This is a genomic window from Nonomuraea sp. NPDC051941, assembly GCF_044593615.1.
In genome coordinates, this window is record NZ_JBIUCF010000017.1 from 122,169 (window position 1) to 148,223 (window position 26,055).

Sequence of the window (26,055 nt, forward strand, 5' to 3'; positions counted from 1 at the left end):
AGTGGCCCGGTGCTCGGTGAGGCCGCCCCCTCCGCGCTGTCCTTCTCCGGCGCGGGCAAGCGCTACGACGACGGCACGCAGGCGCTGGACCAGGTCGATCTGACCGTCGCCCCCGGCCAGTTCGTCGCGGTGGTCGGCCCTTCCGGGTGCGGCAAGAGCACTCTCCTGCGCCTGGCCGCGGGGCTGACCGACGCCACCGAGGGCTCGGTGCGCCGGGACACCACGTCCGTGGGCTACGTCTTCCAGGACCATGCCCTGCTGCCGTGGCGCACCGTCCGCGCCAACGTGGAGCTGCTCGGCGAGCTGCGCGGGCTGTCCAGGGCGGAGCGGCGGCGGCGCGCGGACGAGGCGATCGACCTGGTGGGGCTGGCCGGCTTCGCGCACCACCGTCCCCGGACCCTGTCGGGCGGGATGCGGATGAGGGTGTCGCTGGCCCGCGCGCTCACCGTCGAGCCCGACCTGCTCCTGCTCGACGAGCCGTTCGGCACGCTGGACGAGATCACGCGCGAGCGGCTGCAGTCGGAGCTGCTGCGGCTGTTCGGCTTACGCCGCTTCGCCGCGGTGTTCGTCACCCACTCCGTCGGCGAGGCCGTCTTCCTGGCCACGAGGATCATCGTGCTGTCGGAACGGCCGGGGCGGATCGTCGGCGCCTGCGACGTGCCGTTCCCCTACCCGCGCCCGCCCGAGCTGCGCTTCAGCCCCGACTTCGCGCGGATCGCGGGCCAGGTGTCGGCCTGGCTGCGGGGGGCGGCCGCATGAGGTGGCTGCGGTGGGTTCCGCCGCTGATCGTCTTCGCCCTGGTGATCGCCCTGTGGTACGCGGTCACGTACGTGCTGCTGACCCCGGACCGGCGGTTCCTGCTGCCCCCGCCGGACGCCGTGGTGCGGGTGGGGCTTTTCGACCCCGTCAACCGCGCCGAGCTGTTCGCCGGCCTGCTGCTGTCCGGCCAGGTCGCGCTGCTGGGCCTGACGATCGCGGCCGTGATCGGCGTCGTGTGCGCGATCGCCATGGCGCAGGCGAGCTGGCTGGAGCGGTCGCTGCATCCGTACCTCGTGATCCTGCAGACGATCCCGATCCTGGCGCTGGTGCCGCTGTTCGGGTTCTGGTTCGGGTTCGGGTTCTTCACCCGCGTCCTGGTCTGCGCGCTGATCGCGCTGTTCCCGATCGTGACCAACACGCTGTTCGGGCTGCGGTCGGTGGAGGAGACCCACCACGACCTGTTCACGCTGGCGCGGGCCGGGTGGGCGGCCCGGCTGTGGAAGCTCCAGCTGCCGGCGGCGCTGCCCCACATCCTCACCGGCCTGCGCGTCTCCGCCGGTCTGTCGGTCATCGGCGCGGTGGTCGGGGACTTCTTCTTCCGGCAGGGCGAGCCGGGCATCGGCACGCTCATCGACCTGTACCGGTCCCGGCTGCAGTCCGAGCAGCTGTTCGCGGCGGTCGCGCTGGCGTCCCTGCTCGGGCTGGCCGTCTTCCTCGGCTTCGGCGCTCTGGCGCGCAGGGCGACGAGCTGGCACACGGCCGCCCGGGACGTGGCACGCTAGCCGCTCAGAGCTCTTCGAGCATGCCCTTGAGCAGCGACGGAGTCGCCTCCTTCGGAGCGGCCTGGATGGTCAAGGTGTTCATCACCTTGCTGTAGTCGTCGATGTCGGTGGGCTTGTCCAGGTACATCGCGCTGGTGAGATGCTCCAGATAGACCACGTCGGGCAGGTCGGGGGCGTCGAAGCGTAAGAGCGTGAACGGGCCGCCCACCGCCGCGTGCCCGCCGATGTGGAAGGGCACGATCTGCAGGGTGACGTTCGGCAGGTCACAGGCCGCGAGCAGGTGCTCGAGCTGGGCCCGCTGGACGTCGCGGCCGCCGATCGGCCGGGTCAGCACCGCCTCGTCCATGATCGCCCACAGGATGGGCGCGTCGCTGTCGGTGAGCAGGTCCTGGCGGCGCATCCGCATCGCCACCCGGCGATCGAGGTCGTCGGGGTCCGCGTCGCCGTGCCGGATGCCGATGACGGCCCGCGCGTACGGCTCGCACTGCAGCAGGCCGTGCACGAACTGCGCCTCGTAGTTGCGGATCGTGCGTGCCGCCTGCTCCAGCCCGAGGTAGGGCTCGAGCCAGCCGGGGAGCACGTCGCTGTACTGGTGCCACCACCCCGGGGCGCTGGCCTGGCGGGCCAGCTCCAGCACCTTCTCCCGCTCGTCGGGGGCGGTGATGCCGTACAAGGTGAGCAGATCGGCCACGTCACGCTGCTTGAAGGGGCTGCGGCCCAGCTCCATCCGGCTGATCTTGGAGTGGCTGGCGCGGATGGTGTCCGCGGCTTTCTCGCCGGTGATGCCCTTGGCCTCGCGCAGCCGGCGCAGCTGGGTACCCACCATGATCCGCAACGCGGTCGGCCCGCTCCGGGCACCACGTACGACGCCGGTGGGGACGCCGTCTCCGTCAGGCTCTGCAACGATCATCATTGATCCTTTTGCCGGGCGAGGCACACATTGCTCCTTACGTTACCTACTGTTTCATGCTCTTTCTGACCATGCATCGATATTCGCGCGGCGCACTTCACCCCATACAACACAGAAGACGACATGCCCTTGTAAATGGGACTCTCTATCCCTTTCCCCCTTTCAATGCGCAGCCGGTGCACGTGCATATGCAATTTTCTTGGAATGCATGTGCAGACGTACTTGCATCGGGGAATGCCGAGTGGGAAGGATAAGCGTCCGCACGCACCACGATCTACCCCCTCGATGGAGATCTTGATGCCAGCACCCATGCCGCCCGACCGGGAAGAGCCCACCCGGGAAGACCTCACGGAGAGATCGCAGCGACCCCGCCATCGCCGCTCGCGCGGTGGACCCGCCCAACCGCCCCCGCGGCAGGACGCCGGCGCCTCCGGCTCCTCGGCCGCCATCGATCGCGACCTGAACGCCCTGCAGGCGCGGTGGCCGGGCTGGGTCATCACCTGGGGGGCCTGGCGGCAGGCCTACACCGCCTTCGAATGCCGCGACCCCCTCCGCTGCACCGTCCTCGAGGCCGGCAGCCCCGACCAGCTGCAGGCCGCCATGGCCAAGGCCGAACTCGAGCTGAAGGCCCGCTGGCCCCGATCCGACGAGCGCCCCTGACGCACGGGCGTTCGCGCCGGGCCTTCCGATCGGTCAGGATGTGCGCTAGAAAGAGGCGGACGCAAAATGCTACAAAATCCTGACGGCGATGCGTGCTGGCGTAGGAGATTAGGATGCGTTTCTCGGTCGAGAAGGACGTCATGGTGCCGATGCGCGACGGGGTGACCCTCGCCACCGACCTCTGGATCCCCGAAGGACCACCCGCGCCCACGCTGCTGGTGCGCGTCCCCTACGGCAAGGACGCCCTGCCGGGCCTCGGCGGATCTCCCATCACCCCCAACCTGCAGGCCCTGCTCGAAGCCGGGTACGCGGTCGTCTGGCAGGACACGCGCGGCAGGTTCCGCTCCAACGGCGAGTTCACCCCCCACGCGGACGACCCGCACGACGGCGCCGACACCGTCGCCTGGCTCCTGGAGCAGCCGTGGTGCGACGGCAACATCGGTAGCTACGGCGCCTCCTACCTCGGCTTCGTGCAGTGGGCCGGTGCCTCGCAGGCCCCCGCCGGGCTCAAGGCGATCGCCCCGACGGTGACCAGCACCGACTTCTACCACGCGCCCTGGTACTCCGCGGGAGGGGCGCTCTCGTGGCACACGACCTGGACGTGGACCACGATGATGACGCTGACGGCGGCGCAGACCGCGGGCGACTTCGGCGCTCTCATGGAGGCGGCCGGCATGGCGGCCGATCCGCAGCCGCATCTGGCCACCCTGCCGATCGGCGACCAGCCGCTGCTCAACAAGCGGTCGCCCTGGTGGGCCGAGTGGCTGCGGCACCCGGCCCGGGACCGGTTCTGGCAGGACCTCGCCGTCGCCGAGCGGTTCGACCAGGTGACCGTGCCCGCGCTCAACGTGGGCGGCTGGTTCGACCTGTTCGTCGACAGCACCGTCCGTACCTACACCCGCATGCGCGCCGAGGGCGGCAGCGCCGAGGCCCGCGACGGGCAGCGGCTGATCATCGGCCCCTGGGACCATCTGTACCAGGACGGGGCCTACCACGACCGGCGGTTCGGGATGAGCGCCGGCGGCATGGCGGCCGACCTGACCGGGGCGCACATCCGCTTCTTCGACCGCTGGCTGCGCGGCCGCACCGACGCCCTGGACGGCACCGCGCCCGTACGGATCTTCGTCATGGGCATCGACCAGTGGCGCGACGAGCAGGACTGGCCGCTGCCCGATACCGCGTACACCGACTACTTCCTCGACGGCGCCGGCCGGGCCAACACCGCCGGCGGCGACGGCGTCCTCAGCCCTCGGCCGCCCACGGCGGAGGCGACCGACACCTACACCTACGACCCGGCCGACCCGGTGCCCACCCGCGGCGGCCGGATCATGATGCCCGCCGCCGTCAACGGGGCCGGCCCGGTCGACCAGCGCCCGGTCGAGGCCCGCGACGACGTGCTCTGCTTCACCACCCCCGCGCTGGAGGAGCCGGTCGAGGTCACCGGCCACGTCTCGCTCGTCCTCCACGTCACCTCGTCGGCCCGCGACACCGACTTCACGGGCAAGCTCGTCGACGTCTTCCCCGACGGACGGGCGATCTACCTCACCGACGGCATCCTGCGCGCCCGCTACCGCGACTCCCTGGCCGAGCCGGAGCCGCTCACCTCCGGCCAGGTGTACGAGGTCACGCTGGACCTGTCGGTGACCTCCAACGTGTTCCTGCCCGGGCACCGGATCCGCCTCGAGGTCTCCTCCAGCGACTTCCCCCGCTACGACCGCAACACCAACACCGGCGGGACCATCGCCGAGGACACCGCCGGCCAGGTCGTCGTCGCGACCAACAGCGTGCTCCACGGTCCCGGGCACCCGAGCCGCCTGATCCTGCCCGTGATCCACCGCTGAGACATGACGACGAGGAAAGAGGTCGCGGTGCTGCCGCTGAACGACACCGTGAAGATCGAGGACGGGACCGACCGGATGCTGGTCCGGCTGGACCGGCCGCAGGTGCGCAACGCGATCGACGCGGCGATGGTGACGGACCTGCACGCGGTCTGCGCCGAGCTGGAGCGGCGGCCGCGCATCCTCGTGCTCACCGGCTCCGACGGGATCTTCGCCGCCGGCGCGGACATCCGCGAGCTGCGCGAGCGCCGCCGCGAGGACGCGCTGGCTGGCATCAACAGCGGCCTGTTCGACCGGATCGCCCGGCTGCCGATGCCCACGATCGCCGCCGTCGACGGCCCCGCCCTGGGCGGCGGCGCGGAGCTGGCCTACGCCTGCGACTTCCGCCTCGCCACCCCGCGGGCCCGCTTCGGCAACCCGGAGGCGGGGCTCGGCATCATGGCCGCCGCCGGGGCCTGCTGGCGGCTGCGCGAGCTGGTCGGCGAGCCGCTCGCCAAGGAGATCCTGCTCGCCGGGAGGGTGCTCTCGGCCGAGGAGGCGCTGGCCGTCCGGCTGGTCAACGAGCTGGTGCCGCAGGACGAGCTGCCGGCCGCGGCGGACCGGCTGGCCGCCCGGATCGCGAAGAACGCGCCGCTGGCGCTGCGCCTGACCAAGCTCGCGCTGGCGGCCCCGCCCGGCGCGCACCCGCGCTTCGACGACGTGGCGCAGGCCGTGCTGTTCGAGACGGAGGAGAAGCACGAGCGCATGACCGCGTTCCTGGAGCGGCGCCGCTGACGTGGGAGAAGGTCAGGGGTCGAGCCGGCGCAGCTCGTGGCGGTAGCGCTTGGCGTTGGCACGATACTCGTCCACGCCGAAGCCGATCCACTCGCTCTGCGCGGCCCCTTCCATCGGCCTGGGGCGAGCGGGCACGCCGAGCGCCATGTGGCCGGGCGGCACCTCCAGCCCTTCGGATACGAGGGCCTGGGCGCCCACCACCGACCCCGTACGCACCACGGCGCGGTTGAGCACCACCGAGCCGGAGCCGATGAGGCAGCGGTCCTCGACCGTGCAGCCTTCGAGGTGGGCGTTGTGCCCGACGACGCAGTCGCTGCCGATCACGGTGCGCCACTGCTCGGTGGTGTGCAGGATGGTGCCGTCCTGGATGGAGGTGCGCTCGCCGATCTCGATGCGGCCGAAGTCGGCGCGCAGCACGGCGGACGGCCAGACCGACGACTCGGCGCCGATGACGACGCTGCCGATGACGACGGCGTCGGGGTGGACGTAGGCGTCCGGGTGGATCCGCGGCACCTGGTCGCCGAGGGCGTAGACAGGCATGGTCACTCCCCCGTGTGCAGGCCGGCGTACACCTTCGTCGCGTTCCCGGCGAGCACGGCCCTGGCCACCTCGTCGGGCAGGAGGCCCGCGACGGCCCGGGCGTTGGCGGCGGTGCCGGGGACGCCGGGCCAGTCGGTGCCGAAGATCCATTTGCGGCCGAGCCGCGTGAGGTCGTACTTGGCGTAGTACTCGGGCAGCCGCTTGGGCGGCAGGCCGGACAGCTCCAGCCACACGGTGTCGTGGGACAGGGCGAGGAAGGCGGCGGCGTCGTACCACCAGCCGCGTCCGCCGTGCGCGAGCACCACGTTGAGGCCGGGGAAGTCGCGGATGACCGGGATGAGGAAGCCCGGGTCGGCGTTCTCGTTGGCCGCGCCCGGGAAGGAGCTGGTGCCGCAGTGGACGACGAGCGGGACGCCGCGCTCCTCCAGCACGTGGTAGGCGGGGTAGAGGGCGGCGTCGTCGCAGCGGAACCCGCCGTGCACGGGGTGCAGCTTGAGCGCGGCGGCGCCGAGGGCGAGCTGGCGGCGCAGCTCGTCGGCGAGCGGGAAGTGCAGGTGCGGGTTGACGTTGGCGACCGGCCGGAAGCGCACCGGGTTGTGCTCGACGATCGGCAGCAGGTCCTCGAACGCCTGCGTGCCGGTGGCCTTGGGGCTGTACTCGCAGAACAGCAGCGCGACGTCCACGCCCTGGGCGGCGAAGAGCTCGTCCAGGCGGTCGGGGCGCGGCCTGCCCGCGGAGTCCCAGACGTCCTCCAGCACGCCGTGCTCGCCGAAGTCGCGGGCCCAGCGCAGCCAGGCGGGCTTGAGGGTGCCGAGCAGCGGCACGTGGACGTGCGCGTCGATGAGGGGGATGCCGTCGATCATGCTCCTTACCTGCCCGCGACCATGGGGGTGTCCACCCCGATCCGGCCGGTTCTGCCCGAACCGCCGGGCGCGCCGAGCGGCGCGTCGCGCCCGTCCAGCACCTCGATGAAGAAGCGGCGGTTGTCCTCGACGAACTCCGCGTGCTCGTCGGCCACCCGCCGGTCCTGGCTGATCGCCTCGACGGGGCAGACGGGTTCGCAGGCGCCGCAGTCGATGCACTCCTTGGGGTTGATGTAGAGCTTGCGGTCCCCCTCGTAGATGCAGTCGACCGGGCACTCCTCGACGCACGACTTGTCCATGACGTCGATGCAGGGTTCGGCGATGACGTACGGCATGGTGAATCTCCTGGTTACGGACCCGGGGCGGGGTTGTCGGTGGAGTGCCCCGGGAAGAGCTGGGCGGCGGGGTCGAGGTGCACGGCGGCGTTGTTGACGGCCGTGGCCACCTCGCCGAAGCCGACCGCGATCAGCCGTACCTTGCCGTCGTGGTCGGCGATGTCGCCGGCGGCGAAGATGCCGGGCACGTTGGTGCGCATCGCGGAGTCGACGACCAGGTGGCGGTTGTCGTGCAGGTCGAGGCCCCACTCGCGCAGCGGGCCGAGGTTGGCGGTGAAGCCGAGGGCGGCGACCAGCCGCTGGCACGGGAGGGCCCGCCCGGTGCTGAGCTCGACGCGTTCCAGCCGGTCGCCGCCGAGGGCGGCGGTGACCTGGGCGTTGACGACGACCTCGACCGGCGACGCGGTGAGCCGTTCCACGGAGCCGTGGTGGGCGCGGAAGGCGGCGCGGCGGTGGACCAGCGTGACGCTGCGCGCGACGGGGTGGAGCATGAGGGCCCAGTCCACGGCGCTGTCGCCGCCGCCGACGATGACGACGTCCCGGCCCGCGTAGTCCGCGGACTCGGGCACGAAGTACGCCAGGCCCCGGCCGAGGAACTCCTCCCCGGCCGGGAGCGGGCGGGGCGTGAAGGTGCCGATGCCGCCGGTCACGATGACGGCCCCGGCGGTGATCTCGGTGCCCGCGCCGGTCTTGACCACGAGCCGGCCGCTCGGGGCGCGTTCGAGCCGCTGGGCCTCCTCACCGAGCACGTACGCCGGTTCGTACGGGGCGGCCTGCTCGACCAGATTGGCGATGAGGCGGCGGCCGGAGACGGCCGGGAACCCGGCGATGTCGTAGATCTGCTTCTCCGGGTACATGGCGCTCACCTGGCCGCCGACCTGGCCGAGCGAGTCGACCACCGCCGTGCTCAGGCCGCGGACCCCGGCGTAGTAGGCGCCGTACAGGCCCACGGGACCGGCGCCGATGATCAGCACATCGACGTTCACGCGCGGGCCTCCTCGGCGAGGAGCTCGCGGACCCGGAAGCGCTGGATCTTGCCGGTCGCGGTCTTGGGCAGCCGGTCGAGGAAGACCACCCGTCGGGGCCGTTTGAAGGCGGCCAGGCCGTCGCGGCACCACTGGACGAGCTCCTCGGCGGTGACCTGCCCCTGGGCGACGACGCAGGCGACCGGTTTGTCCAGCCCGTGCTCGTCGGCCACGCCCACCACGGCCGCCTCCAGGACCGCCGGGTGCTCCAGCAGCCGGCTCTCGACCTCGGCGGGCGAGACCCAGATGCCGCCCGCCTTGAGCAGGTCGTTGCTGCGGCCCAGGCAGGTGTAGTAGCCCTCGGCAGAGCGCGTGTAGGTGTCGCCGGTGTTGAGCCACTGACCCGCGAACACGGCGCGGCTGGCGTCGGTGCGCCGCCAGTAGCCCAGGGCGATGGACTCGCCGCGTACGTGCAGCGCGCCCGGCTCGCCGTCGGCGACGAGCCGGCCGTCGGGGTCGCGCAGCTCGATGTCGTACCCGGGCACGGGACGGCCGGTGGTGCCGGGGCGCACGTCGCCGGGCCGGTTGGACAGGAAGATGTGCAGCGCCTCGGTGGAGCCGATGCCGTCGATGATCTCGACGCCGAAGCGGCCGGTGAACCGCTCCTGGAGCGGCGCGGGCAGCGCCTCCCCGGCCGAGGCGCCCAGCCGTACGGAGGCGAACGTGCCGGCGGGCAGGTCGGCGGCCAGCAGCGCGGCGTAGAAGGTGGGGACGGCGAAGAACAGGGTCGGGCGGTCGGCGGCCATCCGTTCGGCGGTCACGGCGGGGGCGGGGCGGCGCGGCTCCAGCACGGTCGCGGCTCCGGCCGAGAGCGGGAAGAACATCGAGTTGCCGATGCCGTAGGCGAAGAACAGCTTGGCGACGGAGAAGCAGACGTCGTCGGGCCGGATGCCGAGCACCTGGTCGCCGTAGGTCTGGCAGACGTGCCTGACGTTGGCGTGCCGGTGCATGGCGCCCTTGGGGACGCCGGTGGTGCCGGAGGTGTAGAGCCACAGGGCCCAGGAGTCCTCCAGCGTGGGAGCGGGCTCGCGCCGCTCTCCCCCGCCCGCGCGGAGCAGCTCCTCCCACGTCAGGGACGTGCTCCCGGGCGGCGGGTCCCCCTCCCACACCACGTGCCGCACCTCGGGCGCCGCGGCGAGCGCCTCCTGGACCTGGGGGGCGTACTCGGCTCCGGCGACGACGACGGCGGCGCCGGAGTCGGCGATGATCGCGCCGAGCTCCTTGGCGCCCAGCATGGTCGAGACCGGCACGGCCACGAACCCGCCGCAGAACGCCGCCAGGATCCCCGCGAACATGGGGACGCCGTCGCTGGTGACGAAGACCACGCGGTCGTCGCGCCGCAGGCCGAGTGCCCGCAGGGCGGCGGTGGCGGTCGCCACGAGGTCCGACAGCTGCGCGTACGTGAGCGTGACGCCGCCGCGGACCGCCACCCGGTCCCCGCGCCCCTCGCGGACATGGCGGTGGACGAGCCAGTCCCCGGCGTTGAACATGGTCATGTCAGACCCTCTTGAGGTCGTAGTCGCCCTTGCGGCCGGTGCCGTAGCGGCGCAGCGCGCCGTCGGGGCCGGAGGCGTTGGGCCGGACGAAGATCCAGTTCTGCCAGGCGGTGAGGCGGCCGAAGATCTTCGTCTCCAGCGTCTCCGGGCCGGCGAAGCGGTGGTTGGCCTCCATGCCGGTCAGCGCGTCGGGCGAGAGCGAGGCGCGTTCCTCCAGCACGATGCGCAGCTCGTCCTCGAAGTCGATGTCGTCCAGAGCGAGGGTGACCAGGCCGAGCTCCATCGCGGCGGCCGCCTCCAGCGGCTCGCCGAACCGGGCGCGGGCGGCTTCCAGGTCCCGGTCGTGGCCCCAGAAGCGGGAGCGCAGGCGGGACAGGCCGTTGCCCATCGGGAGGAGGCCGTCGTTGGACGGGGTGAGGATGAGGGTGGCGGGGACGGCGGCCTCGTCGCGGTCCTCGTAGACGCCCTCCAGCATGTACTGCCGGTCGGCGGCCAGGGCCAGCTCGGCGAGCAGGCCCGCGAAGGCCGTGCCCGGCTCGATGACGGCGATGAGGCTGCGGCTGGTGACGTCGAGGCGTTTGAGCGTGCGTTTGTAGTAGTGGCGCACCTCGTTGACGAACCAGTGCCCGGCCCGCTCGCGGAGCTGGGCGTCGTAGGCCAGCACCCGGTCGGAGTCGCCGGCCGCGCGCAGCACCCAGATGCCGAGCTCGGGCTCGTTGGTGCGCAGGTGCAGGATCAGGTCGTCCAGCGCGCGGGTCACGGCGAGCGGCCAGTAGCCGGCGCCCTGGTCCGCGGGTTCCGCGGGCGGGGTGTCGCTCGGGCCGTCCACGGTGATCTCGACCCGGCGGCCGGCCCGGTCGATCCGGGCGGTCACGTACGGGTACGTGATGGCGTCGCCGTCGTCCTTGCGGTCGAGCGGCGTCAGGGCCACGCCCGTGGCGTCCGAGGGCCGGGCGGAGGCCGCCACCGCCGCGTCCGTCCGCCTGGTCACCTCCTCCTCGAACGAGTGGCGCGGCACGGCGGCGTCCACCAGGCCCCACTCCATGGCCGTGCGGCCCCGGAAGCCCTCGGATCTGGTGGCGAACAGGTCGGCCCGGTCCTTGCGCACGTGCCGCTTGTCCACCACGCGGGTCAGGCCGCCGGTGCCCGGCAGCACGCCGAGCAGCGGCACCTCGGGCAGGGAGACGGCCGAGGAGCCGTCGTCGACCAGGACGATCTGGTCGCAGGCCAGCGCGAGCTCGTAGCCGCCGCCGGCGGCGGTGCCGTTGAGCGCGGCGATCCAGGTCTGGCCGGAGTGCTCGGTGGCGTCCTCGATGCCGTTGCGGGTCTCGTTGGTGAACTTGCAGAAGTTGACCTTCCACGCGTGCGTGGACTGCGCCAGCATCCGGATGTTGGCTCCGGCGCAGAACATCCGGTCCAGGCCGCCGGTGAGCACGACCGCCCCGACCTCGGGGTGCTCGAAGCGCAGGCGCTGGACGACGTCGTACAGCTCGATGTCGACGCCGAGGTCGTAGGAGTTCATCTTCAGCTCGTAGCCGGGGACGAGGCCGCCGTGCTCGTCCACGCGCAGCGTGACGGTGGCCACCGCCCCGTCCACCGCGAGAGTCCAGTGGCGGTAGCGGTCTGGGGAGGTCGCGAAGGTGACAGTCAATGCGTGCTCCGGGAGGGCGTGGGACCTTGGTCCTAATATTCGACGTCTATCATGAGTAGCGTCAAGTGTTTGTAGTGCTTCTGCCTGGATGCGCATCCGCGAGGGTGCCCGACCTGGCAGAATGCGCGTCACGAGCGTGTCGAACGACGGGAGGGCAAGCGTGCCGGCCGAGTCCGCGGAGCGCCCGCGCGAGAAGGCGTCCGCCAGCGCGCGGTCGACGCTGCTGACGGTCCTGGGCGAGTTCGTCCTGCCGCGCGGGGGCGAGGTGTGGACGGGCACGCTGGTGGCCGCGCTCGGCGCGCTCGGCGTGGAGGAGAAGTCCGCGCGCCAGGCCCTGGCCCGCACCGCGGCCGAGGAGCTGCTGGAGTCCGAGCGGCACGGCCGCAAGGTGCGCTGGAGGCTGACCGAGGCCGGCGACCGGCTGCTGCGCGAGGGCACCGAGCGCATCTACGGCTTCATGCGCGCCCCCCACCAGTGGGACGGCCGCTGGCTCGTGCTCACCGCGGGCGTGCCCGAGACCCAGCGCCAGCTCCGCCACCGGCTGCGTACCAAGCTGACCTGGCTCGGGCTCGGCTCCCCCTCCCCCGCGCTCTGGGTGATCCCCGACGCCTCCAAGGAGGCCGCGGTACGCGAGGTCATCCGCGAGCTGGACCTGACCGACCGGGCCTATGCCTGGACCGGGCCGTCGGCGGGCATCGGCGACACCGCCAAGCTGATCTCGGCCGCGTGGGACCTCGACGACGTGGAGAAGCGCTACGTGAGCTTCATCGAGCAGTTCGAGGGCCGCGCGGTCGTCTCCGGCCGGGAGGCGTTCGTCAACCAGGTGCTGCTCATCCAGGAGTGGCGCCGGTTCCCGTTCCTCGACCCCGACCTGCCGGCCGAGCTGCTCGACCACGCCTGGCCGGGGCCCCGGGCGGCGGCCGTCTTCCACGACCTGCACAACCGCTGGCACCGGCGCGCGCAGGCCGAATGGGACCTCATGGACGAAGAGGCCGCCGCCCGGCACTAGAGGAGCCCTTCGTCGGCCAGGTGCACGTAGTCGAACTCGACCGGCTGGTCGTTGATGCCGGTCTTCGGCGGGGCGATCCAGCCGGCGAACTTGCCGTACTCGTACTCGGGGACCATGAGGGCGGCGACCTGCTCGCGGTCCTCGGGGGTGGGCAGCCACCCGTGGGCGCGGGCCTGCCAGGCGGGCTCGTCGAGGACCTCGCCGTGCGGGGTCACGTGGTGGCCGGCGTAGACGCCGACCTTGCGGTTGAAGCCCTCGTGCGGCAGGTACAGCCGCTCGTCCAGGCCGGCGTCCTCCAGGGCCTGGTTCCAGCGGCGCACGCCGTTGGCGCAGTCGGCCACGTACTCGTCGCGCAGGTCGAGGTTGAGCGCGCTGAGCATCGGCACCGTCCTGACCTTGATCTGGCCGTCCTCGACGTGGCGCAGCTCGCGGGCGTCCTCCAGCAGCACGTGGTCGTCCTTGCGCCGGGTCTCCATCCAGCGGCCCTTCAGCCCGGAGGTGAAGTAGTTGCCGGCGTTGGTCGACTGCTCGGAGCCGAACAGGTCCATCGAGACCGAGAACTGGAAGTTCAGGTACTTCTGGATGACGTCCAGCGGGATGCCGCCGTACGGCAGGACGTCGGCCGTGCCGTGCTCCTTCATCAGCTCGGCCGTGCGCTCCAGGACCCGCTGCACACCCGTGGTGCCCACGAACATGTGGTGGGCCTCCTCCTTGAGCATGAACTCACACGTGCGCGCCAGCGGGTCGAACGCCGACTCCTTGAGCGTGCCGAGCTGGTACTTGCCGTCGCGGTCGGTGAAGTACGTGAACATGAAGAACTGCAGCCAGTCGGTGGTCTCCTCGTTGAACGCGCCCAGGATGCGCGGCGAGTCCAGGTCGCCGGAGTTGCGCTTGAGCAGCTGCTCGGCCTCCTCGCGGCCCTCCCTGCCGAAGTAGGCGTGCAGCAGGTAGACCATGGCCCACAGGTGGCGGCCCTCCTCCACGTTGACCTGGAAGAGGTTGCGCAGGTCGTAGATGCTGGGCGCGGTGTTGCCGAGGACGCGCTGCTGCTCGACGCTGGCGGGCTCGGTGTCGCCCTGCACGACGATGAGCCGCATCAGGTCGGCCCGGTGCTCGCCGGGCACCTCCTGCCAGGCGGGCTCGCCCTTGTGCTTGCCGAAGTTGACCTTGCGGTCGGGGTCGCGCTCGGCCAGGAAGATCCCCCAGCGGTACTCCTCCATGGGGACGTGGTCGAAGTGCGCCCAGCCGTCGCGGCCGACGGCCACCGCCGTGCGCAGGTAGACGTCCTTGGTCGGCAGGGCCGGGCCGAGCTGCTTCCACCAGTCCAGGAACTTCGGCTGCCAGCCCTCCAGCGCCCGCTGCAGGCGGCGGTCGCCCGCGAGGTCGACGTTGTTGGGGATGCGCTCGCTGTAGTCCACGCGGCTGAGCGGGCCGCTGGGCAGGGGGGCGGCGCCGGTACGGGAGTCGGTGCTCATCGCTGCTCTCTCTACGCTTGTTTGTCGTTACTTCAGGATTGAGTCGAGTGTCGCCGGGCTGCCCTGGAGGGCGGTGCGCCGGAGGTGGGCGTGGACGGCGCGCAGGCCGCCCTCCTCCTCGCCGCCGCCCGCCCGGCCGGGGCCGCCGTGGACGAGCTGGGGCATGGGCGTGCCGTGCCCGGTGGACTCGCCCGCGCTGTCGCGGTCGAGCACCAGCAGGCGGCCGTGGTGGGCGGCGGCGCCGAGCACGACCTTCCGGACGAAGTCCGCGTCGTACGACACCACCGAGCCGGCCAGCGATCCCTCGCCGCGGGCGATCAGCGCGTTCAGCTCGGCGACCCCGCTGTAGGGCATGAGCGTGCTCACCGGCCCGAAGGCCTCGATCTCGTGCGGCTCCGGATGGACGGTGTCGTCCACGCGCAGGAGCAGCGGCGACAGGAACGCGCCGCGCTCGGCGTCCGCGCCGACCACCTCAACCGTCTGCGCATCACCGAAGACCACCGTGCCGGCCGACGCGAGCCGCGCGACCGCGGCCCGGACGTCCCTGCGCTGGGCCTGCCCGACCAGGGCACCCATGGTCACGCCTTCGGCGCCGGGGGCGCCCACGACGACCTTCGCCAGCCTGGCCGCGATCGCCTCCGCCACCGCGTCGATGAGCTGGGCGGGGACGAACGCGCGCCGGATCGCCGTACACTTCTGCCCCGCCTTGACCGTCATCTCGGTCACCAGGGCGTCGGCGAACAGGTCGAACTCCGGCTCCCCCGGCACCGCGTCCGGGCCGAGCACCGAGCAGTTCAGCGAGTCGGCCTCGGCGTTGAAGCGGGCCGAGCGGCGGGTGACGGCCGGGTCGGACCGCAGCAGGGCGGCCGTGGCCGCCGAGCCGGTGAAGCCGATGTGGTCCTGCCCGCCGAGCAGGTCGAAGAGCCCGGGCACGCTCCCCGCCACGAGCTGGATCGCCCCCGGCGGCAGCGCGTCCGCGACGATCCGCACGGCGTGCGCGGCGATGTAGGCGGTCGGGGTGGCGGGCTTGACGATCGTGGGCAGCCCGGCGAGCAGCGCGGGCGCGAGCTTCTCCAGCATGCCCCAGACCGGGAAGTTGAACGCGTTGATCTGCAGGGAGAGGCCGCGCGGGGTGGTGAGGACGTGGCGGCCCGCGAACGTGCCGTTCTTGCCCAGCGGGATCGGGTCGTCCTCGACGATGAGCGTGTGGTCGGGCAGGCCCTTGCGGGCCAGGCTCGCGTACACGAGGGCCGTGCCGATGCCGCCGTCCACGTCCACCTGCGCGTCCCGCCGGGTGGCCCCGGCCCGCGCGGACAGCTCGTACAGCTCCTGCCTGCGCTCCTGCAGCGCCAGGGCCGCGGCCTTGAGCGCGGCGGCCCGCTGAGGGAAGGTCAGCTCGCCGAGCGCGGCCAGGCCGGTGCGTCGGGCGTACGCCACCGCGGCGGCGAGGTCGAGCCCTTCGCCGCTGACCCGGGTGACGATCTCACCGGTCACGGCGTCGGCGACCGGGACGCCTTCTCCTCCTCCGGCGCGCCAGGCCCCTTCGAGGTAGCTCTCCAGCGTGCTCACGACTCGCTCCAGTCGTAGAAGCCCTTACCGGTCTTGCGCCCCAGGTGGCCCTGCTCGACGAGCCGGACGAGCAGGTCGGGCGGGGTGAAGCGGGGGCCCAGCTCGCGTTCGAGGTAGCGGGCGATGCCCAGCCGGACGTCCAGGCCGACGAGGTCGGTCAGGCGCAGCGGCCCGGTCGGATGTCCGTAGCCGAGCGTCATCGCGGCGTCGATGTCCTCGGCCGAGGCGACGCCGGACTCGACCATGCGGATCGCCTCCAGCCCGAGGGCGACGCCGAGCCTGCTGCTGGCGAAGCCGGGCGAGTCGCGGACGACCACGGCCGTCTTGCCGATGGCCTCGACCCACGCCACGGCCCGCTCCCGCAGGGCAGGGTCGGTGGCGGTCGCGATGACCACCTCGACGAGCCTGCTGGCCGGGACGGGGTTGAAGAAGTGCAGCCCGAGGAAGCGCTCGGGGCGGGCGAGCGCCTGGGCGAGCGTGTCGAGCGAGATGCTGCTGGTGTTGGAGGCGATCACGGTCTCCGGCCCGACCGCGTCCTCGGCGGTGCGCAGCGTGACGAGCTTGAGGTCGACGTCCTCGGGCACCGCCTCGATCACCAGCCCGGCCGCGGCCAGCCCGGCGGGGTCCGTCACCGTGGTGAGGCGGGCCATCGGCGCGCCGGTGTCCTCGATCAGGCCGCGCTTCGCGCTGCCCTCGACCGCCCGCGCCACCCGGTCCCGCGCGGCGGCCGCGGCCTCGCCGTCGCGCTCCACCAGCGTGACGTGGCAGCCCGCGAGGAGCAGGGCGTGGGCGATGCCGGCGCCCATGCGCCCGCCGCCCACCACCCCGCACCGCTTCGGCAACGTCTGGGTCATCGCAGTCCTCCTGTGGCGAGCTCCTGGGCGCGGGGCTCAGACGCGCTGGATGCGGTCATGCCCCGTACGCTCACAGGTACTCAACTTGCCACAGTTTCATGGCGCTGCGAAAGACGTGTGTAGCGGATTTATGTCTGGCCTAGTTCGGATTGCCGGCGTGGGTGAGCGTCTCCCAGGCGACGAAGAGGTTGTTGGTGCCCGCCGGGCGCTGCTGCTCGGTGAGGGCCTGCGTGTTGCTCATCGCGATGCCCATGCGGTTGTGCAGGGCGTTGAAGCCGACCTCGGTGACCGGCCCGAGGCCCAGGGTGAGGCTTCCGCCGCACAGCCACGCCGGCACGGCCGTGCCGAGCTGGTACTTGGCGTGCAGGCCGAGCGCGTGCCGCAGCCGGTCGGCGATCTCGGGGTAGAGGTCCTGACCCTGGATCCGGGCCGTCTCGGCGATGTGCGCGATCGACGCCAGGCCGTACCCGGTGTGGGTGAAGTCGCGGCACGTCTCCTGGGAGAGCCCGTCGACGAAGGCGTCCTGGCCCTGCCAGTAGTCGACGACCTCGGCCCGGGTGTCGATGCCGCTGCCCGCCGGGCCCTTGGGGAAGGCGCCGTCGGTGGTGAGGTAGATGTAGGCGGGCACGCGGGCCCGGAACGTGCTCACGGCCTTGTCGTAGGCGGCCTTGTCCTGCAGGAACACCGCGATCCCGATCGTCGCGTCCATCATCGTCAGCTCCCAGTTGCCGTTCGTGCGGGCGCTGCCGTTGATGATCTCGGGGAGGTAGACGTCACGGAGCATGGTCGTGAAGCGGTTGACGCCCGTGGCGGACCACCCGGTGTAGGTGTAGCGGATGATCTCGGCCGCCCTGGGCCAGGACGATCCCGCCCAACCGGTCTGGAGCGGCGCGTTGCTGTTGGTGTGGTCGGTGATCACGGCCGACCAGGCGTCCATGATCTGGATCGCCTTCTGCGCGTACCGGCTGTCCCCGGAGATGTACCAGGCCAGCGCGTCGGTGTAGGCGGCCAGCGCGTCCTGGCGCTCGTCCGTGCAGCCGTTGTTGGGGTTGGAGTACGGGCCGCACTCCACGACGGCCCGCGGCTTCGGGGTCCGCGACAACGACGCGAGCGGACTCGCGATCATCTGGTCGTAGGCGCCCTTCCACGGCTGGGCCCCGGCGTTGACCTTGGTGCGGACGAAGTCGAGCTGGGCCTTGCTGACGAGCACGCCGGGATGCGCGAAGGCGGCCGGCGCCGTCCGGGCCACGGCGGCGGGCGGGGACAGGACGGCGGTGATCAGGGGGATCGCCAGGGCGATGGCGAGCGACGACAGGATCCCGCGACGACGGGGACGGACCACGGACCCCACTCCTTATTTAGGAAAGTTTCCTAAAGGTCGGTGTGATCGTAGCCCTGACACCGAACCTTGACAAGTGATGCGGACCGCTTGTGGCCCTGGTAAGCCGTTCTCATGACGCGAATGCCTGAGGCCGAGCGGAAGTTCACGGAGCACCGGGGTCTGCTGCACGCCGTGGCGTACCGGGTGCTGGGCAGCGTCACCGAGGCCGAGGACGTGGTGCAGGACGCCTGGCTGCGCTGGAGCCGCGTCGACGTGGCCACCGTCGCGGACGCCGAAGGCTATCTGGTGCGGGTGGCCACCCGGCTGGCGATCGACCGGCTGCGCAGCGCACGCGTACGGCGCGAGTCCTACGTCGGGCCGTGGCTGCCCGAGCCGATGCTCACCCTCCCGGATGTCGCCGAGGACGTGGTGCTCTCCGACTCGGTGTCGACCGCGATGCTGCTCGTGCTGGAGGTCCTGTCGCCGACGGAGCGTGCTGTGTTCGTGCTGAGCGAGGCCTTCGGCTACAACCACGCCGAGATAGCGCACTTCGTCGGGCGCAACCACGCGGCGGTGCGGCAGATCGCGCACCGCGCCAGGAAGGCCGTCGAGGAACGGCGCCACCGCTACGACGCCGACCCGGCGACCAGGCAGCAGGCCACCGAGCGGTTCCTGGCCGCCTGCCTCGGCGGCGACCTGGAAGCCCTGCTGGAGGTGCTGGCACCGGACGTGACGATGGTGAGCGACGGCGGCGGCCTCACCGGCGCACCCCGCAAGGCGATCCATGGACACGAGTACGTGGCCCGCGCGATCGTCATCCTCTCCAAGCGCATGCCCGGCGACTCGCGCGCTCAGGTGCTCCAGGTCAACGGCGGCCCGGGCATCGTCGTCCGCTCGGGACGCACGCCGGTCCTGGCGATCACGTTGCACCTGCTGGACGGGGCGATCAAGACGGTGCACGTGGTCAGCAACCCGGAGAAGCTCGCGGGCGTGGCGGCATGACCTAAGTCACATGAGCACGTTGTCACTCTCTGGGGCGCTGCCCCGTCCGTGAGGCGATCGACCTGCCGACGTCCTCATGGAGAAGGAGACCTTCGTGTTCGCCGCCTACCTCGTCATCACCCTCCTCGCCTCGGCGATCATCGGCTTGGCCGCCGTCGCCAACCTCATCGGCCACGACTATCCGAAGCGCCAGGCGGACATCATGCGCGTCCCCCGGTCCTGGATGCTCCCGTTGGGGCTGCTGCTGGGGGCGGGCGCGCTGGGGCTGCCGGCCGGGTTCGCCGTGCCGGCATTGGGCACGCTCGCCGCCGCCGGCCTCGTGCTGTACTTCCTCGGGGCGTTCGCCGCCCACCTGCGGGCCCGCGACTATCACTTCGGCCCGTGGGCCGTGTTCTTCTCGCTGGCGGTGGCCGCTCTGGCCGTGAACCTGGCCTACCACGGGCTCGGGTGACCACGCGGAGGGTCCGATCGTCGAGCCGGCGTGACGGCCTACTCCTGGTTCGGCCGGAGGCTCGCGAGCCGGGCCAGGACTTTTGCCAGGAGCCCGCCGCCGGCCGCCGCCCGCTCGGAGGCGCGGACGGCGGCGAAGCCGAGCTCGGTCATCTTGCGCTCGTAGCCACCCACCGCCTCGACCAGCGGCCCGCCCGCGCCGACGGCGCGGCACAGGAGGGCGGCGTCCAGGAGCGCGCAGTTGGCCCCCGATCCCTGGGCCGGGCTCATCGCGTGTACGGCGTCGCCGAGCAGGGTGACGTTGTCCGGCCCCCACGGTTTGAGCGGGACCGAGCTCCTGACCGGGACGTAGAAGGTCTGGTCGGCCCGGGCGGAGGCGACCAGCTCGACGAGGTCGGGGTGCCAGCCGGCGACGTGTCCGGCGGCCAGCTCGTGCAAGTGGGCGCCGTCGGCGGCGGCCAGCTCGCGGTCGGTGCCGGGGAGCGCCGCGGCGGGCACGGCCAGCGCCCACATCACGTAGTCGCCGGCCCAGTCCAGCCGCAGGCCGGGCCAGAGCCGCGCCGCCGCCTCGGCGGGGTTCTCGCGGGGCCGTACCAGGCCGAGCGCCAGTCCGGCACGGGACGACCTGACCGACATGAAGCCCTCCGCCAGCGCGGGCGGCAGCAGCTCCGCCACCCGGTCGTCGAGGGTCGTCCGGCCGTAGAGGCAGCGAACCCCGAGGTCCTTGACCCGGGCCTGGGGCAGGCGCTGGCCGCGTACGCGCGAGCCGATGCCGTCGGCGCCGACCAGCAGATCGCCCGCGGCGGTCGAGCCGTCGGCGAAGAAGGCGCGTACCCGCCCGCCGTCCTGCTCGTAGCGGACGAACTCGGCACCGAAGCGAACCTCGTCGAGCCCGGCGAGCAGGATCGTGCGCAGCGTCATCCGGTCCACCGCGGCGTTGAACGTCTCCGGGGCCTCGCCGGACGCGCCGTCGCCGAAGCGGACGGCATGCAGCTCGCGCAGGTGCTCGTCGACGATCGTGACCCGCCTGCTCGGCTGCCCGGACGTGGCGGTGAAGAGCTCGTAGAGACGCGGCGGCAGGCACTCGTTCAGCGCGCGGGCGGCCCTGGAATCGAGGTGAATGCGGTAGCCCTGCGGCCGGTGGCCGACGGAGGGATCGCGTTCGTGGACCGTCACGGCGACCCCCGTCGCCTTGAGTCCCTGAGCCAGGCACAGGCCGCCCAGACCCGCCCCGATGACCACGACCTGCATGGCGCACTCCCCTCAGTGGCGAGCCGACTCGGACGCGAAACCGGGGTAATGCTAGGCGATGCGGTCAGGCTGCCCGGGCGGATGGACGCGCGGCGACGTCAGGGCGGCGCACACCTCCGTGGCCATGGCCGCGCTGAGCTGGGCCGACAGGGGGACCTTCGCCCGGGGCGGGCGGTCCCACTGCTCGCTCGCTAGGACGAGGCCGTCACGGCCGCACGACCGCCACAGGTGTTCGGTGCTGCCCAGCACGAAGGCCCTGACCTCGGGCACCTCGGCGGCCTCGACGAGCTCGCGGGCGTAGCGGTAATAGATGCCCTTGAACAGTCCCTCGTCGCCGCCCTCCCCCTCGGCGGCGAACACGCCGTCCACGCCCAGCTCGGCGATGGCCGTCCGCGCGGTTCTGGCAGCGCGGGAGAGGTAGAGGTCAGGCTCCTCGCCGAGGCCGAGGCCAAGGGCTCGGGCGAGCTCGACGCACGCGCCGACGTACAGACCCTGGTTGTACGTGAAGCGCCAGTCCTCGTCGACCGCGTGGTCCTCCTGGCGGTTGAGGCCGTCGTGCACGAACCCGTCCGGCCGTACGAGCGTGCGCTCCAGCCAGTCCATGACGAGCCGCGCCTGCTCCAGGTAGCGCCGCTCGCCCGTGTGCCGGTGCAGCCGCGCCGAGAGGATGACGAACGGGGCGTTGGCGGGGGTGTTCTTGTAGTACGGCTGGGAGACGCGCCAGGCGATGCCGCCGCCCTCGTGGTCGTTCCAGCCCTGGTCGAGGACGTGCTCCCAGAGCTCGACGGCCTCCCCGTACAGCTCACTCTCCCCGGTCGCCTCGGCCAGGCGCAGGGTCGCCAGGGCGAGCCAGAGCATGTCGTCGAAGTAGTCGTTGAACAGCGCTCCCCCGTTGCGCCGCAGGATCCCGTCGTGGATGTGCCTGGCCTGCGCCAGACGGGCCGGGTCCGAGGTCCGCAGATACGCGTCGATCCGGACGTCGACGGCGTGGGCGAGCCACCAGTAGTTGAAGACGTCGTTGTCACCGGGCTCCAGCGGATGCCAGTTGTTGAACAGCTGCTCCCCGGGGGCGGCGAAGTAGTGGTCGATGCTGCGCTGGGCCAGGTCGGCGCGGTGGTTCCACACGTCGGACTTCGACACATCGGACTTCAACACATCGGACAAGGATTCTCCGTTCATCACACGGGTTCGACGATGGTGAAGGGCACGATGGAGCGGGCGGGGACGGGCTCGCCGCGCGTCTGGGCGAGCAGCAGGTCCACCGCGCGCCTGCCCATCTCGCGCTGGTCCTGCCGTACGTGGAGGAAGGCAGGCCCGGCGACGGGGTCGAGCGGCGAGTCGAAGCACGCGATGACCGGGCCGTCGATCGCCCGGTCCAGCACCCGCGCCAGGTTGTACTCGCAGACCACGAACGCGGTGACCTGGGGTTCGCGGGCCTGGAAGGCGCGGATCCGCTCGATGTCGGCCCGCACGTTCTCCGGGGTGAAGGCGCCGGGCAGGGTGCTGGACAGCTCGGTCAGATGATGCTGCCGGTCGAGCGGCAGGCCGCGGGCGGCGCAGGCGGCGCGGAAGCCCTCCAGCCGCTCCTCGATGCTGGAGGTGTTCTCCGGCGGGGGCGAGGCGAAGGCGACGTGCCGGTGCCCCTGGTCGAGCAGGCGCTCGGTCAGCGCGCGGGCGGCGGCCACGTTGTCCGTGTGCACGGCGCACACCTGGATCCCGGCCAGGTAGCGGTCGACGAGGACCAGCGGGTGGCCGTCGAGGATGGTCCGCAGCAGGCCGGCGTTGTAGTACTCGCCGTGGACGGGGAACACGATCAGGCCGTCGGCCAGCCCCGAGTCCACCATCGACTCGATCGCCTTCTCCTCCTCTTCCTGGCTGCCGCGGGTGCGCTTGATCACCAGGGGGATGCCCCGCTCGGCGCAGCGCTCCTCCACCGCGCACAGCAGCTCCAGCCCGTACGCCTCCGACGCGTCCGGATAGATCATCGCGATGGCCCCGGGGACGCGCTCCCCCTCGGCGGGGCGCGCGGCGGGCGTGAGCCGGTCGAGGTCGGGGAGGTCCGTGGCCACGAACGAGCCCTTGCCGCGGATCCGATGGACGACGCCGGCCTCCCGGAGGAGCTCGAGCGCCTTCTTGGAGGTGATGCGGCTGACCTCGAACCGCTCGGCCAGCTCCATCTCCGAGGGCACGCGGTCGCCCGGGGCCAGGGCGCCTCGCCTGACCTCGTCCAGCAGGTAGTCGACGATCCGCTCGTACAGCAGCGGGCCTCTCTCAGCCACTCTTCCCCTCGCCCATTCAGTTGGTATGTCAACCCATCCAGATATATATCATCTTATATCTCGATGTTTCAAACATATTGACTTATGACAACTTGATTCTTACGTTTCCCTCAAGCGACGTCGAAGGGAACCGTGTGAAAGCCGTACATGACCTCGCCGACAAGGTCGAGCCCCGGCTCGCGCGGCGTCACCCCGAGGCCGCCGCGATGTTCCGGCAGTGCCTGCTCAACACGCTGGAGAGCACGGTCAGGCCACTGCCGGACGGGACGACGTTCGTGCTCACCGGTGACATCCCGGCGATGTGGCTGCGCGACTCCGCGGCCCAGGTCGAGCCGTACGTGCGGCACGCGGCCGCCGACGACGAGGTCCGCCGCATGGTGCGCGGGGTGATCCACCGGCAGGCCAGGTACGTCGCGATCGACCCGTACGCCAACGCGTTCAACGAGAGCCCCGACGGCCAGGGCCACGACGACGTGCCGCGCGCGGGGCCGTGGGTCTGGGAGCGCAAGTGGGAGCTGGACTCCCTGTGCCATCCGATCCGGCTGCTGCACCTCTACTGGAAGGCGACCGGCGACGTCTCGGTGTTCGACGAGTCCGTATACCGCATGCTGGTCGCCGTCGTCGGCACGATGCGAGCCGAGCAGCGGCCCGAGCGCTCGCCGTACCGCTTCGTCCGGCCGGATCCGGGGCTGCCCACCGACACGCTGGTCAACGAGGGGAGCGGCCCGGCCTGCGGATACACGGGCATGGTCCGCTCCGCGTTCCGGCCGAGCGACGACGCGTGCACGTACGGCTTCCTCGTCCCGGCCAACATGTTCGCCGTCGTCGTGCTGGGCCAGTTGGCGAAGTTCGCGCGGGAGATCTACGCGGACTCCAGCCTGGCCGAGGACGCCGTACGACTGCGTGAGGAGATCGACGAAGGCATCCGGCGGCACGCCGTCGTCCGCCACCCCGTCCACGGCGAGATCTACGCCTACGAGAGCGACGGCCTCGGCAACCACCTGCTGATGGACGACGCCAACATCCCCAGCCTGCTCTCCATCCCCTACCTGGGATACCGGCCGGCGTCCGACCCGACGTACCGCAACACGCGCGCCTTCGTGCTCGGCCCCGGCAACCCGCACTACGCCGAGGGCAGGTACGCGCGGGGCGTGGGCAGCCCGCACACCAAGTCCGGACATGTCTGGCCGTTATCGCTGATCATGCAGGGCCTGACGTCCACCGACGCCTCGGAGCGGGACGAGCTGCTGGCCGTGCTCGCGGCGACGACGGCCGGCACCGGATACGTCCACGAGAGCTTCGACCCCGACGATCCCGGCGTCTTCACCCGCCCCTGGTTCGGCTGGGCCAACAGCCTGTTCGCGCAGTTCGCCATGGAGGTGGCACAGACATGACCCAGACGCTCGCCGGCCGGTCCGCGGCCGGCCGCGCATCCCCGGGCCGCGCCCGGCCCGGGGACTCCCTGCTGAGCCGGCACCAGGCGCGGGCCGGGGCGCTGTTCGCCGCGCCGCCGATGGTGCTGTTCCTCGTCTTCACCGTGCTGCCCGTCATCGGCGCCCTCGGCCTCAGCTTCACCTCGTACGACGTGCTGACCCCGCCGACGTGGGCCGGCCTCGCGAACTACGCCAGGCTGCTGAAGGACGCCACCTTCGCCCTCACGCTGAAGAACATCCTGCTGTACTGCGCGATGTTCGTGCCCGCGATGATCGCGGTCTCGCTGCTGCTCGCGGTGGCGCTCAACAGCAGGCTCCCGGCGATGGGCGTCTTCCGCACCGTCTACTACATCCCCGTGGTCACCTCCCCCGTGGCCGCAGCGACCGTGTGGACCTGGATGCTCAACAGCCACTACGGGCCGGTCAACGAGATCCTCGGCTTCCTGGGCATCCCCGGCCCGCCGTGGGTGGGCGACAGCAGCACCGCCATGCTCTCCATCGTGCTGGTCACCCTGTGGCAGGGGGTCGGCTCCAACATGCTGATCTACCTCGCCGGGCTGCAGAACATCCCCGGCCACCTGTACGAGGCCGCCGCCCTGGACGGGGCGGGCCGCTGGGCGGCGTTCGCCCACATCACGTGGCCGCAGCTGCGCACCACGACGATGTTCGTCACGACGCTGTCGCTGATCGGCGCGTTCCAGCTCTTCGACCAGGCGTACGTGATGACCAAGGGCGGTCCGGGCAACTCGACCCTGACGCCCGTCTACCAGATCTACGAGACCGGCTTCAACCGGCTGCACATGGGCTACGCCTCGGCGCAGGCGTTCACGCTCTTCCTCGTCATCGTGGCGGTCACCGTGCTCAACATGCGGCTCAACCGGAGCGACGAGACATGATCCGGACGATCAGAATCACCCTGTTCTACGCCGTGCTCACCGTCGTCGGGCTGTTCATGCTGCTGCCGTTCCTGTGGTCGCTGAGCACGTCGCTCAAGCCGGACGACGAGATCATCTCCCTGCCCATCACGTGGCTGCCCGGCACGATCACCTTCGAGCACTACGCGGCGGCGTTCACCACCGTCCCCTTCGCCCGGCACTTCGCCAACTCGCTGCTGCTCGCCGTGGCCGGCGTCGTCACCAACCTGCTGCTCGGGTCGCTGGCCGGCTACGCGTTCGCGCGGCTGCCGTTCCGCGGCAGCCGGGTGCTGTTCCGGCTGCTGCTCGCGTCGATGATGGTGCCGTCCGTGGTGACCCTGGTGCCGTCGTTCCTCATCGTCAAGAACTTCCCGCTGGCCGGGGGCAACGATCTCGCCGGCCAGGGCGGCTTCGGCCTGCTCAACACGTACTGGGCGGTCATCCTGCCGGGGGCCGTCGGGGCCTTCGCGGTGTTCATGATGCGGCAGTTCTTCCTCGCGCTGCCCAGGGAACTGGGCGAGGCCGCCCGCGTCGACGGCTGCCCCGAGTTCCGCATCTTCTGGCGGATCTATCTGCCGCTGTGCCGTCCCGCCCTGGCCACCCTGGCGGTCTTCACCTTCGTGGCGGGCTGGAACGGCTTCCTCTGGCCGCTGATCGTGCTCAACGACCCGGACATGAGCACGATCCAGATGAGCCTGGCCGCCTTCTCCTTCAACCGGCAGACCGACTACGGGCCGCTCATGGCCGGATCGATCGTCGCCATGCTGCCCACTCTGCTGCTGTTCGCCTTCGGGCAGCGCTACCTGACTCGCGGCCTGGCCTTCACCGGCTCCGGCCTCCAGTGACACCCCCCTCCCAGAAAGGA

Annotated in this window: 25 protein-coding genes; 11 read left to right on the top strand and 14 right to left on the bottom strand. The window is 71.6% G+C overall.

All coding sequences use genetic code 11. From position 1 onward, the window contains the following. Positions 1-9 precede the first annotated feature (9 nt). Both ACIHFD_RS27915 and ACIHFD_RS27920 read left to right on the top strand, forming a co-directional pair. Positions 10-759: an ABC transporter ATP-binding protein gene (locus ACIHFD_RS27915; RefSeq protein WP_397369350.1), complete on the top strand. Its 750-nt coding sequence runs from the start codon at positions 10-12 to the stop codon at positions 757-759. Then, on the top strand, positions 756-1,541 hold the full coding sequence (locus ACIHFD_RS27920; protein WP_397369351.1) for an ABC transporter permease: 786 nt from the start codon (positions 756-758) through the stop codon (positions 1,539-1,541). The genes ACIHFD_RS27915 and ACIHFD_RS27920 overlap by 4 nt, the downstream gene beginning before the upstream one ends. Positions 1,542-1,545: 4 nt before the next feature. Here the strand turns inward: ACIHFD_RS27920 and ACIHFD_RS27925 are convergent, their stop codons facing one another. Beyond that, the gene (locus ACIHFD_RS27925; protein WP_397369352.1) at positions 1,546-2,454 is read right to left on the bottom strand and encodes a helix-turn-helix domain-containing protein; all 909 of its coding nucleotides are present in this window, start codon (positions 2,452-2,454) and stop codon (positions 1,546-1,548) included. Positions 2,455-2,748: 294 nt separating this feature from the next. On the opposite strand from ACIHFD_RS27925, the gene ACIHFD_RS27930 reads away from it, so the two are divergent. From ACIHFD_RS27930 to ACIHFD_RS27940, 3 genes are all read left to right on the top strand, one after another. Beyond that, on the top strand, positions 2,749-3,111 hold the full coding sequence (locus tag ACIHFD_RS27930) for a hypothetical protein (RefSeq protein ID WP_350738190.1): 363 nt from the start codon (positions 2,749-2,751) through the stop codon (positions 3,109-3,111). A 113-nt stretch (positions 3,112-3,224) separates the two neighbouring features. After that, entirely contained in the window at positions 3,225-4,952 is a 1,728-nt protein-coding gene (locus ACIHFD_RS27935; RefSeq protein ID WP_397369353.1) for a CocE/NonD family hydrolase, read from the top strand. Positions 4,953-4,955: 3 nt separating this feature from the next. Continuing rightward, complete coding sequence (locus ACIHFD_RS27940; RefSeq protein WP_397369354.1) at positions 4,956-5,723, top strand: enoyl-CoA hydratase/isomerase family protein; 768 nt, start codon at positions 4,956-4,958, stop codon at positions 5,721-5,723. A gap of 12 nt (positions 5,724-5,735) precedes the next feature. Here the strand turns inward: ACIHFD_RS27940 and ACIHFD_RS27945 are convergent, their stop codons facing one another. The 6 genes from ACIHFD_RS27945 to boxC are packed head-to-tail and all read right to left on the bottom strand — an operon-like array spanning position 5,736 to position 11,633. Continuing rightward, positions 5,736-6,263 (bottom strand): gamma carbonic anhydrase family protein, encoded by a 528-nt coding sequence (locus ACIHFD_RS27945; RefSeq protein WP_397369355.1) that lies wholly within the window; start codon positions 6,261-6,263, stop codon positions 5,736-5,738. Positions 6,264-6,265: 2 nt separating this feature from the next. Next, complete coding sequence (locus ACIHFD_RS27950) at positions 6,266-7,126, bottom strand: amidohydrolase family protein (RefSeq protein ID WP_397369356.1); 861 nt, start codon at positions 7,124-7,126, stop codon at positions 6,266-6,268. 5 nt (positions 7,127-7,131) lie between these two features. Then, positions 7,132-7,461 (bottom strand): ferredoxin, encoded by a 330-nt coding sequence (fdxA, locus tag ACIHFD_RS27955; RefSeq protein WP_350738204.1) that lies wholly within the window; start codon positions 7,459-7,461, stop codon positions 7,132-7,134. Positions 7,462-7,475: 14 nt separating this feature from the next. After that, a complete protein-coding gene (locus tag ACIHFD_RS27960) occupies positions 7,476-8,447 on the bottom strand; it encodes an NAD(P)/FAD-dependent oxidoreductase (protein ID WP_397369357.1) in 972 nt (323 codons plus the stop codon). Beyond that, positions 8,444-9,982 carry a benzoate-CoA ligase family protein gene (locus tag ACIHFD_RS27965; RefSeq protein WP_397369358.1) on the bottom strand — a complete coding sequence of 513 codons (1,539 nt, stop codon included), beginning with the start codon at positions 9,980-9,982 and terminating at the stop codon, positions 8,444-8,446. The genes ACIHFD_RS27960 and ACIHFD_RS27965 overlap by 4 nt, the downstream gene beginning before the upstream one ends. Position 9,983: 1 nt before the next feature. After that, positions 9,984-11,633, bottom strand: a complete 1,650-nt coding sequence (boxC, locus tag ACIHFD_RS27970; RefSeq protein ID WP_397369359.1) for a 2,3-epoxybenzoyl-CoA dihydrolase — start codon at positions 11,631-11,633, stop codon at positions 9,984-9,986. A gap of 160 nt (positions 11,634-11,793) precedes the next feature. Between boxC and ACIHFD_RS27975 the strand changes: the two genes are divergently transcribed. Continuing rightward, positions 11,794-12,642, top strand: coding sequence for a PaaX family transcriptional regulator C-terminal domain-containing protein (locus tag ACIHFD_RS27975; RefSeq protein WP_397369360.1), 849 nt, complete (start codon positions 11,794-11,796; stop codon positions 12,640-12,642). On the opposite strand, the gene boxB is transcribed toward ACIHFD_RS27975, so the two are convergent. From boxB to ACIHFD_RS27995, 4 genes are all read right to left on the bottom strand, one after another. Next, positions 12,639-14,117, bottom strand: coding sequence for a benzoyl-CoA 2,3-epoxidase subunit BoxB (gene boxB / locus ACIHFD_RS27980; RefSeq protein WP_397369361.1), 1,479 nt, complete (start codon positions 14,115-14,117; stop codon positions 12,639-12,641). The two genes, ACIHFD_RS27975 and boxB, sit on opposite strands and share 4 nt — an antisense overlap. A 27-nt stretch (positions 14,118-14,144) precedes the next feature. Further along, a complete protein-coding gene (gene paaZ / locus ACIHFD_RS27985) occupies positions 14,145-15,686 on the bottom strand; it encodes a phenylacetic acid degradation bifunctional protein PaaZ (RefSeq protein WP_397369362.1) in 1,542 nt (513 codons plus the stop codon). Continuing rightward, positions 15,683-16,540, bottom strand: a complete 858-nt coding sequence (locus ACIHFD_RS27990; RefSeq protein ID WP_397369363.1) for a 3-hydroxyacyl-CoA dehydrogenase family protein — start codon at positions 16,538-16,540, stop codon at positions 15,683-15,685. The genes paaZ and ACIHFD_RS27990 overlap by 4 nt, the downstream gene beginning before the upstream one ends. A 139-nt stretch (positions 16,541-16,679) precedes the next feature. Next, positions 16,680-17,882, bottom strand: a complete 1,203-nt coding sequence (locus ACIHFD_RS27995) for an alginate lyase family protein (RefSeq protein WP_397369364.1) — start codon at positions 17,880-17,882, stop codon at positions 16,680-16,682. A gap of 111 nt (positions 17,883-17,993) precedes the next feature. Here ACIHFD_RS27995 and ACIHFD_RS28000 point away from each other — a divergent pair, with 111 nt between their 5' ends. Continuing rightward, positions 17,994-18,863, top strand: a complete 870-nt coding sequence (locus tag ACIHFD_RS28000) for an RNA polymerase sigma-70 factor (RefSeq protein WP_397369365.1) — start codon at positions 17,994-17,996, stop codon at positions 18,861-18,863. Positions 18,864-18,939: 76 nt separating this feature from the next. Next, complete coding sequence (locus tag ACIHFD_RS28005; RefSeq protein ID WP_397369366.1) at positions 18,940-19,314, top strand: DoxX family protein; 375 nt, start codon at positions 18,940-18,942, stop codon at positions 19,312-19,314. 38 nt (positions 19,315-19,352) lie between these two features. On the opposite strand, the gene ACIHFD_RS28010 is transcribed toward ACIHFD_RS28005, so the two are convergent. Genes ACIHFD_RS28010 through ACIHFD_RS28020 form a run of 3 tightly spaced genes read right to left on the bottom strand, consistent with a single transcriptional unit; the run spans position 19,353 to position 22,843 of the window. Further along, positions 19,353-20,564, bottom strand: coding sequence for an FAD-dependent oxidoreductase (locus ACIHFD_RS28010; RefSeq protein WP_397369367.1), 1,212 nt, complete (start codon positions 20,562-20,564; stop codon positions 19,353-19,355). A 51-nt stretch (positions 20,565-20,615) separates the two neighbouring features. Further along, entirely contained in the window at positions 20,616-21,719 is a 1,104-nt protein-coding gene (locus ACIHFD_RS28015; RefSeq protein ID WP_397369464.1) for a glycoside hydrolase family 76 protein, read from the bottom strand. A gap of 23 nt (positions 21,720-21,742) precedes the next feature. After that, positions 21,743-22,843, bottom strand: coding sequence for a GntR family transcriptional regulator (locus ACIHFD_RS28020; RefSeq protein ID WP_397369368.1), 1,101 nt, complete (start codon positions 22,841-22,843; stop codon positions 21,743-21,745). 134 nt (positions 22,844-22,977) lie between these two features. Here ACIHFD_RS28020 and ACIHFD_RS28025 point away from each other — a divergent pair, with 134 nt between their 5' ends. The 3 genes from ACIHFD_RS28025 to ACIHFD_RS28035 are packed head-to-tail and all read left to right on the top strand — an operon-like array spanning position 22,978 to position 26,035. After that, positions 22,978-24,237, top strand: coding sequence for a glycoside hydrolase family 125 protein (locus tag ACIHFD_RS28025; protein WP_397369369.1), 1,260 nt, complete (start codon positions 22,978-22,980; stop codon positions 24,235-24,237). Continuing rightward, positions 24,234-25,172: a carbohydrate ABC transporter permease gene (locus tag ACIHFD_RS28030; RefSeq protein WP_397369370.1), complete on the top strand. Its 939-nt coding sequence runs from the start codon at positions 24,234-24,236 to the stop codon at positions 25,170-25,172. Before ACIHFD_RS28025 ends, ACIHFD_RS28030 begins: the two co-directional genes overlap by 4 nt. Next, the gene (locus ACIHFD_RS28035) at positions 25,169-26,035 is read left to right on the top strand and encodes a carbohydrate ABC transporter permease (protein ID WP_397369371.1); all 867 of its coding nucleotides are present in this window, start codon (positions 25,169-25,171) and stop codon (positions 26,033-26,035) included. The genes ACIHFD_RS28030 and ACIHFD_RS28035 overlap by 4 nt, the downstream gene beginning before the upstream one ends. The last annotated feature ends 20 nt before the right edge of the window (positions 26,036-26,055 follow it).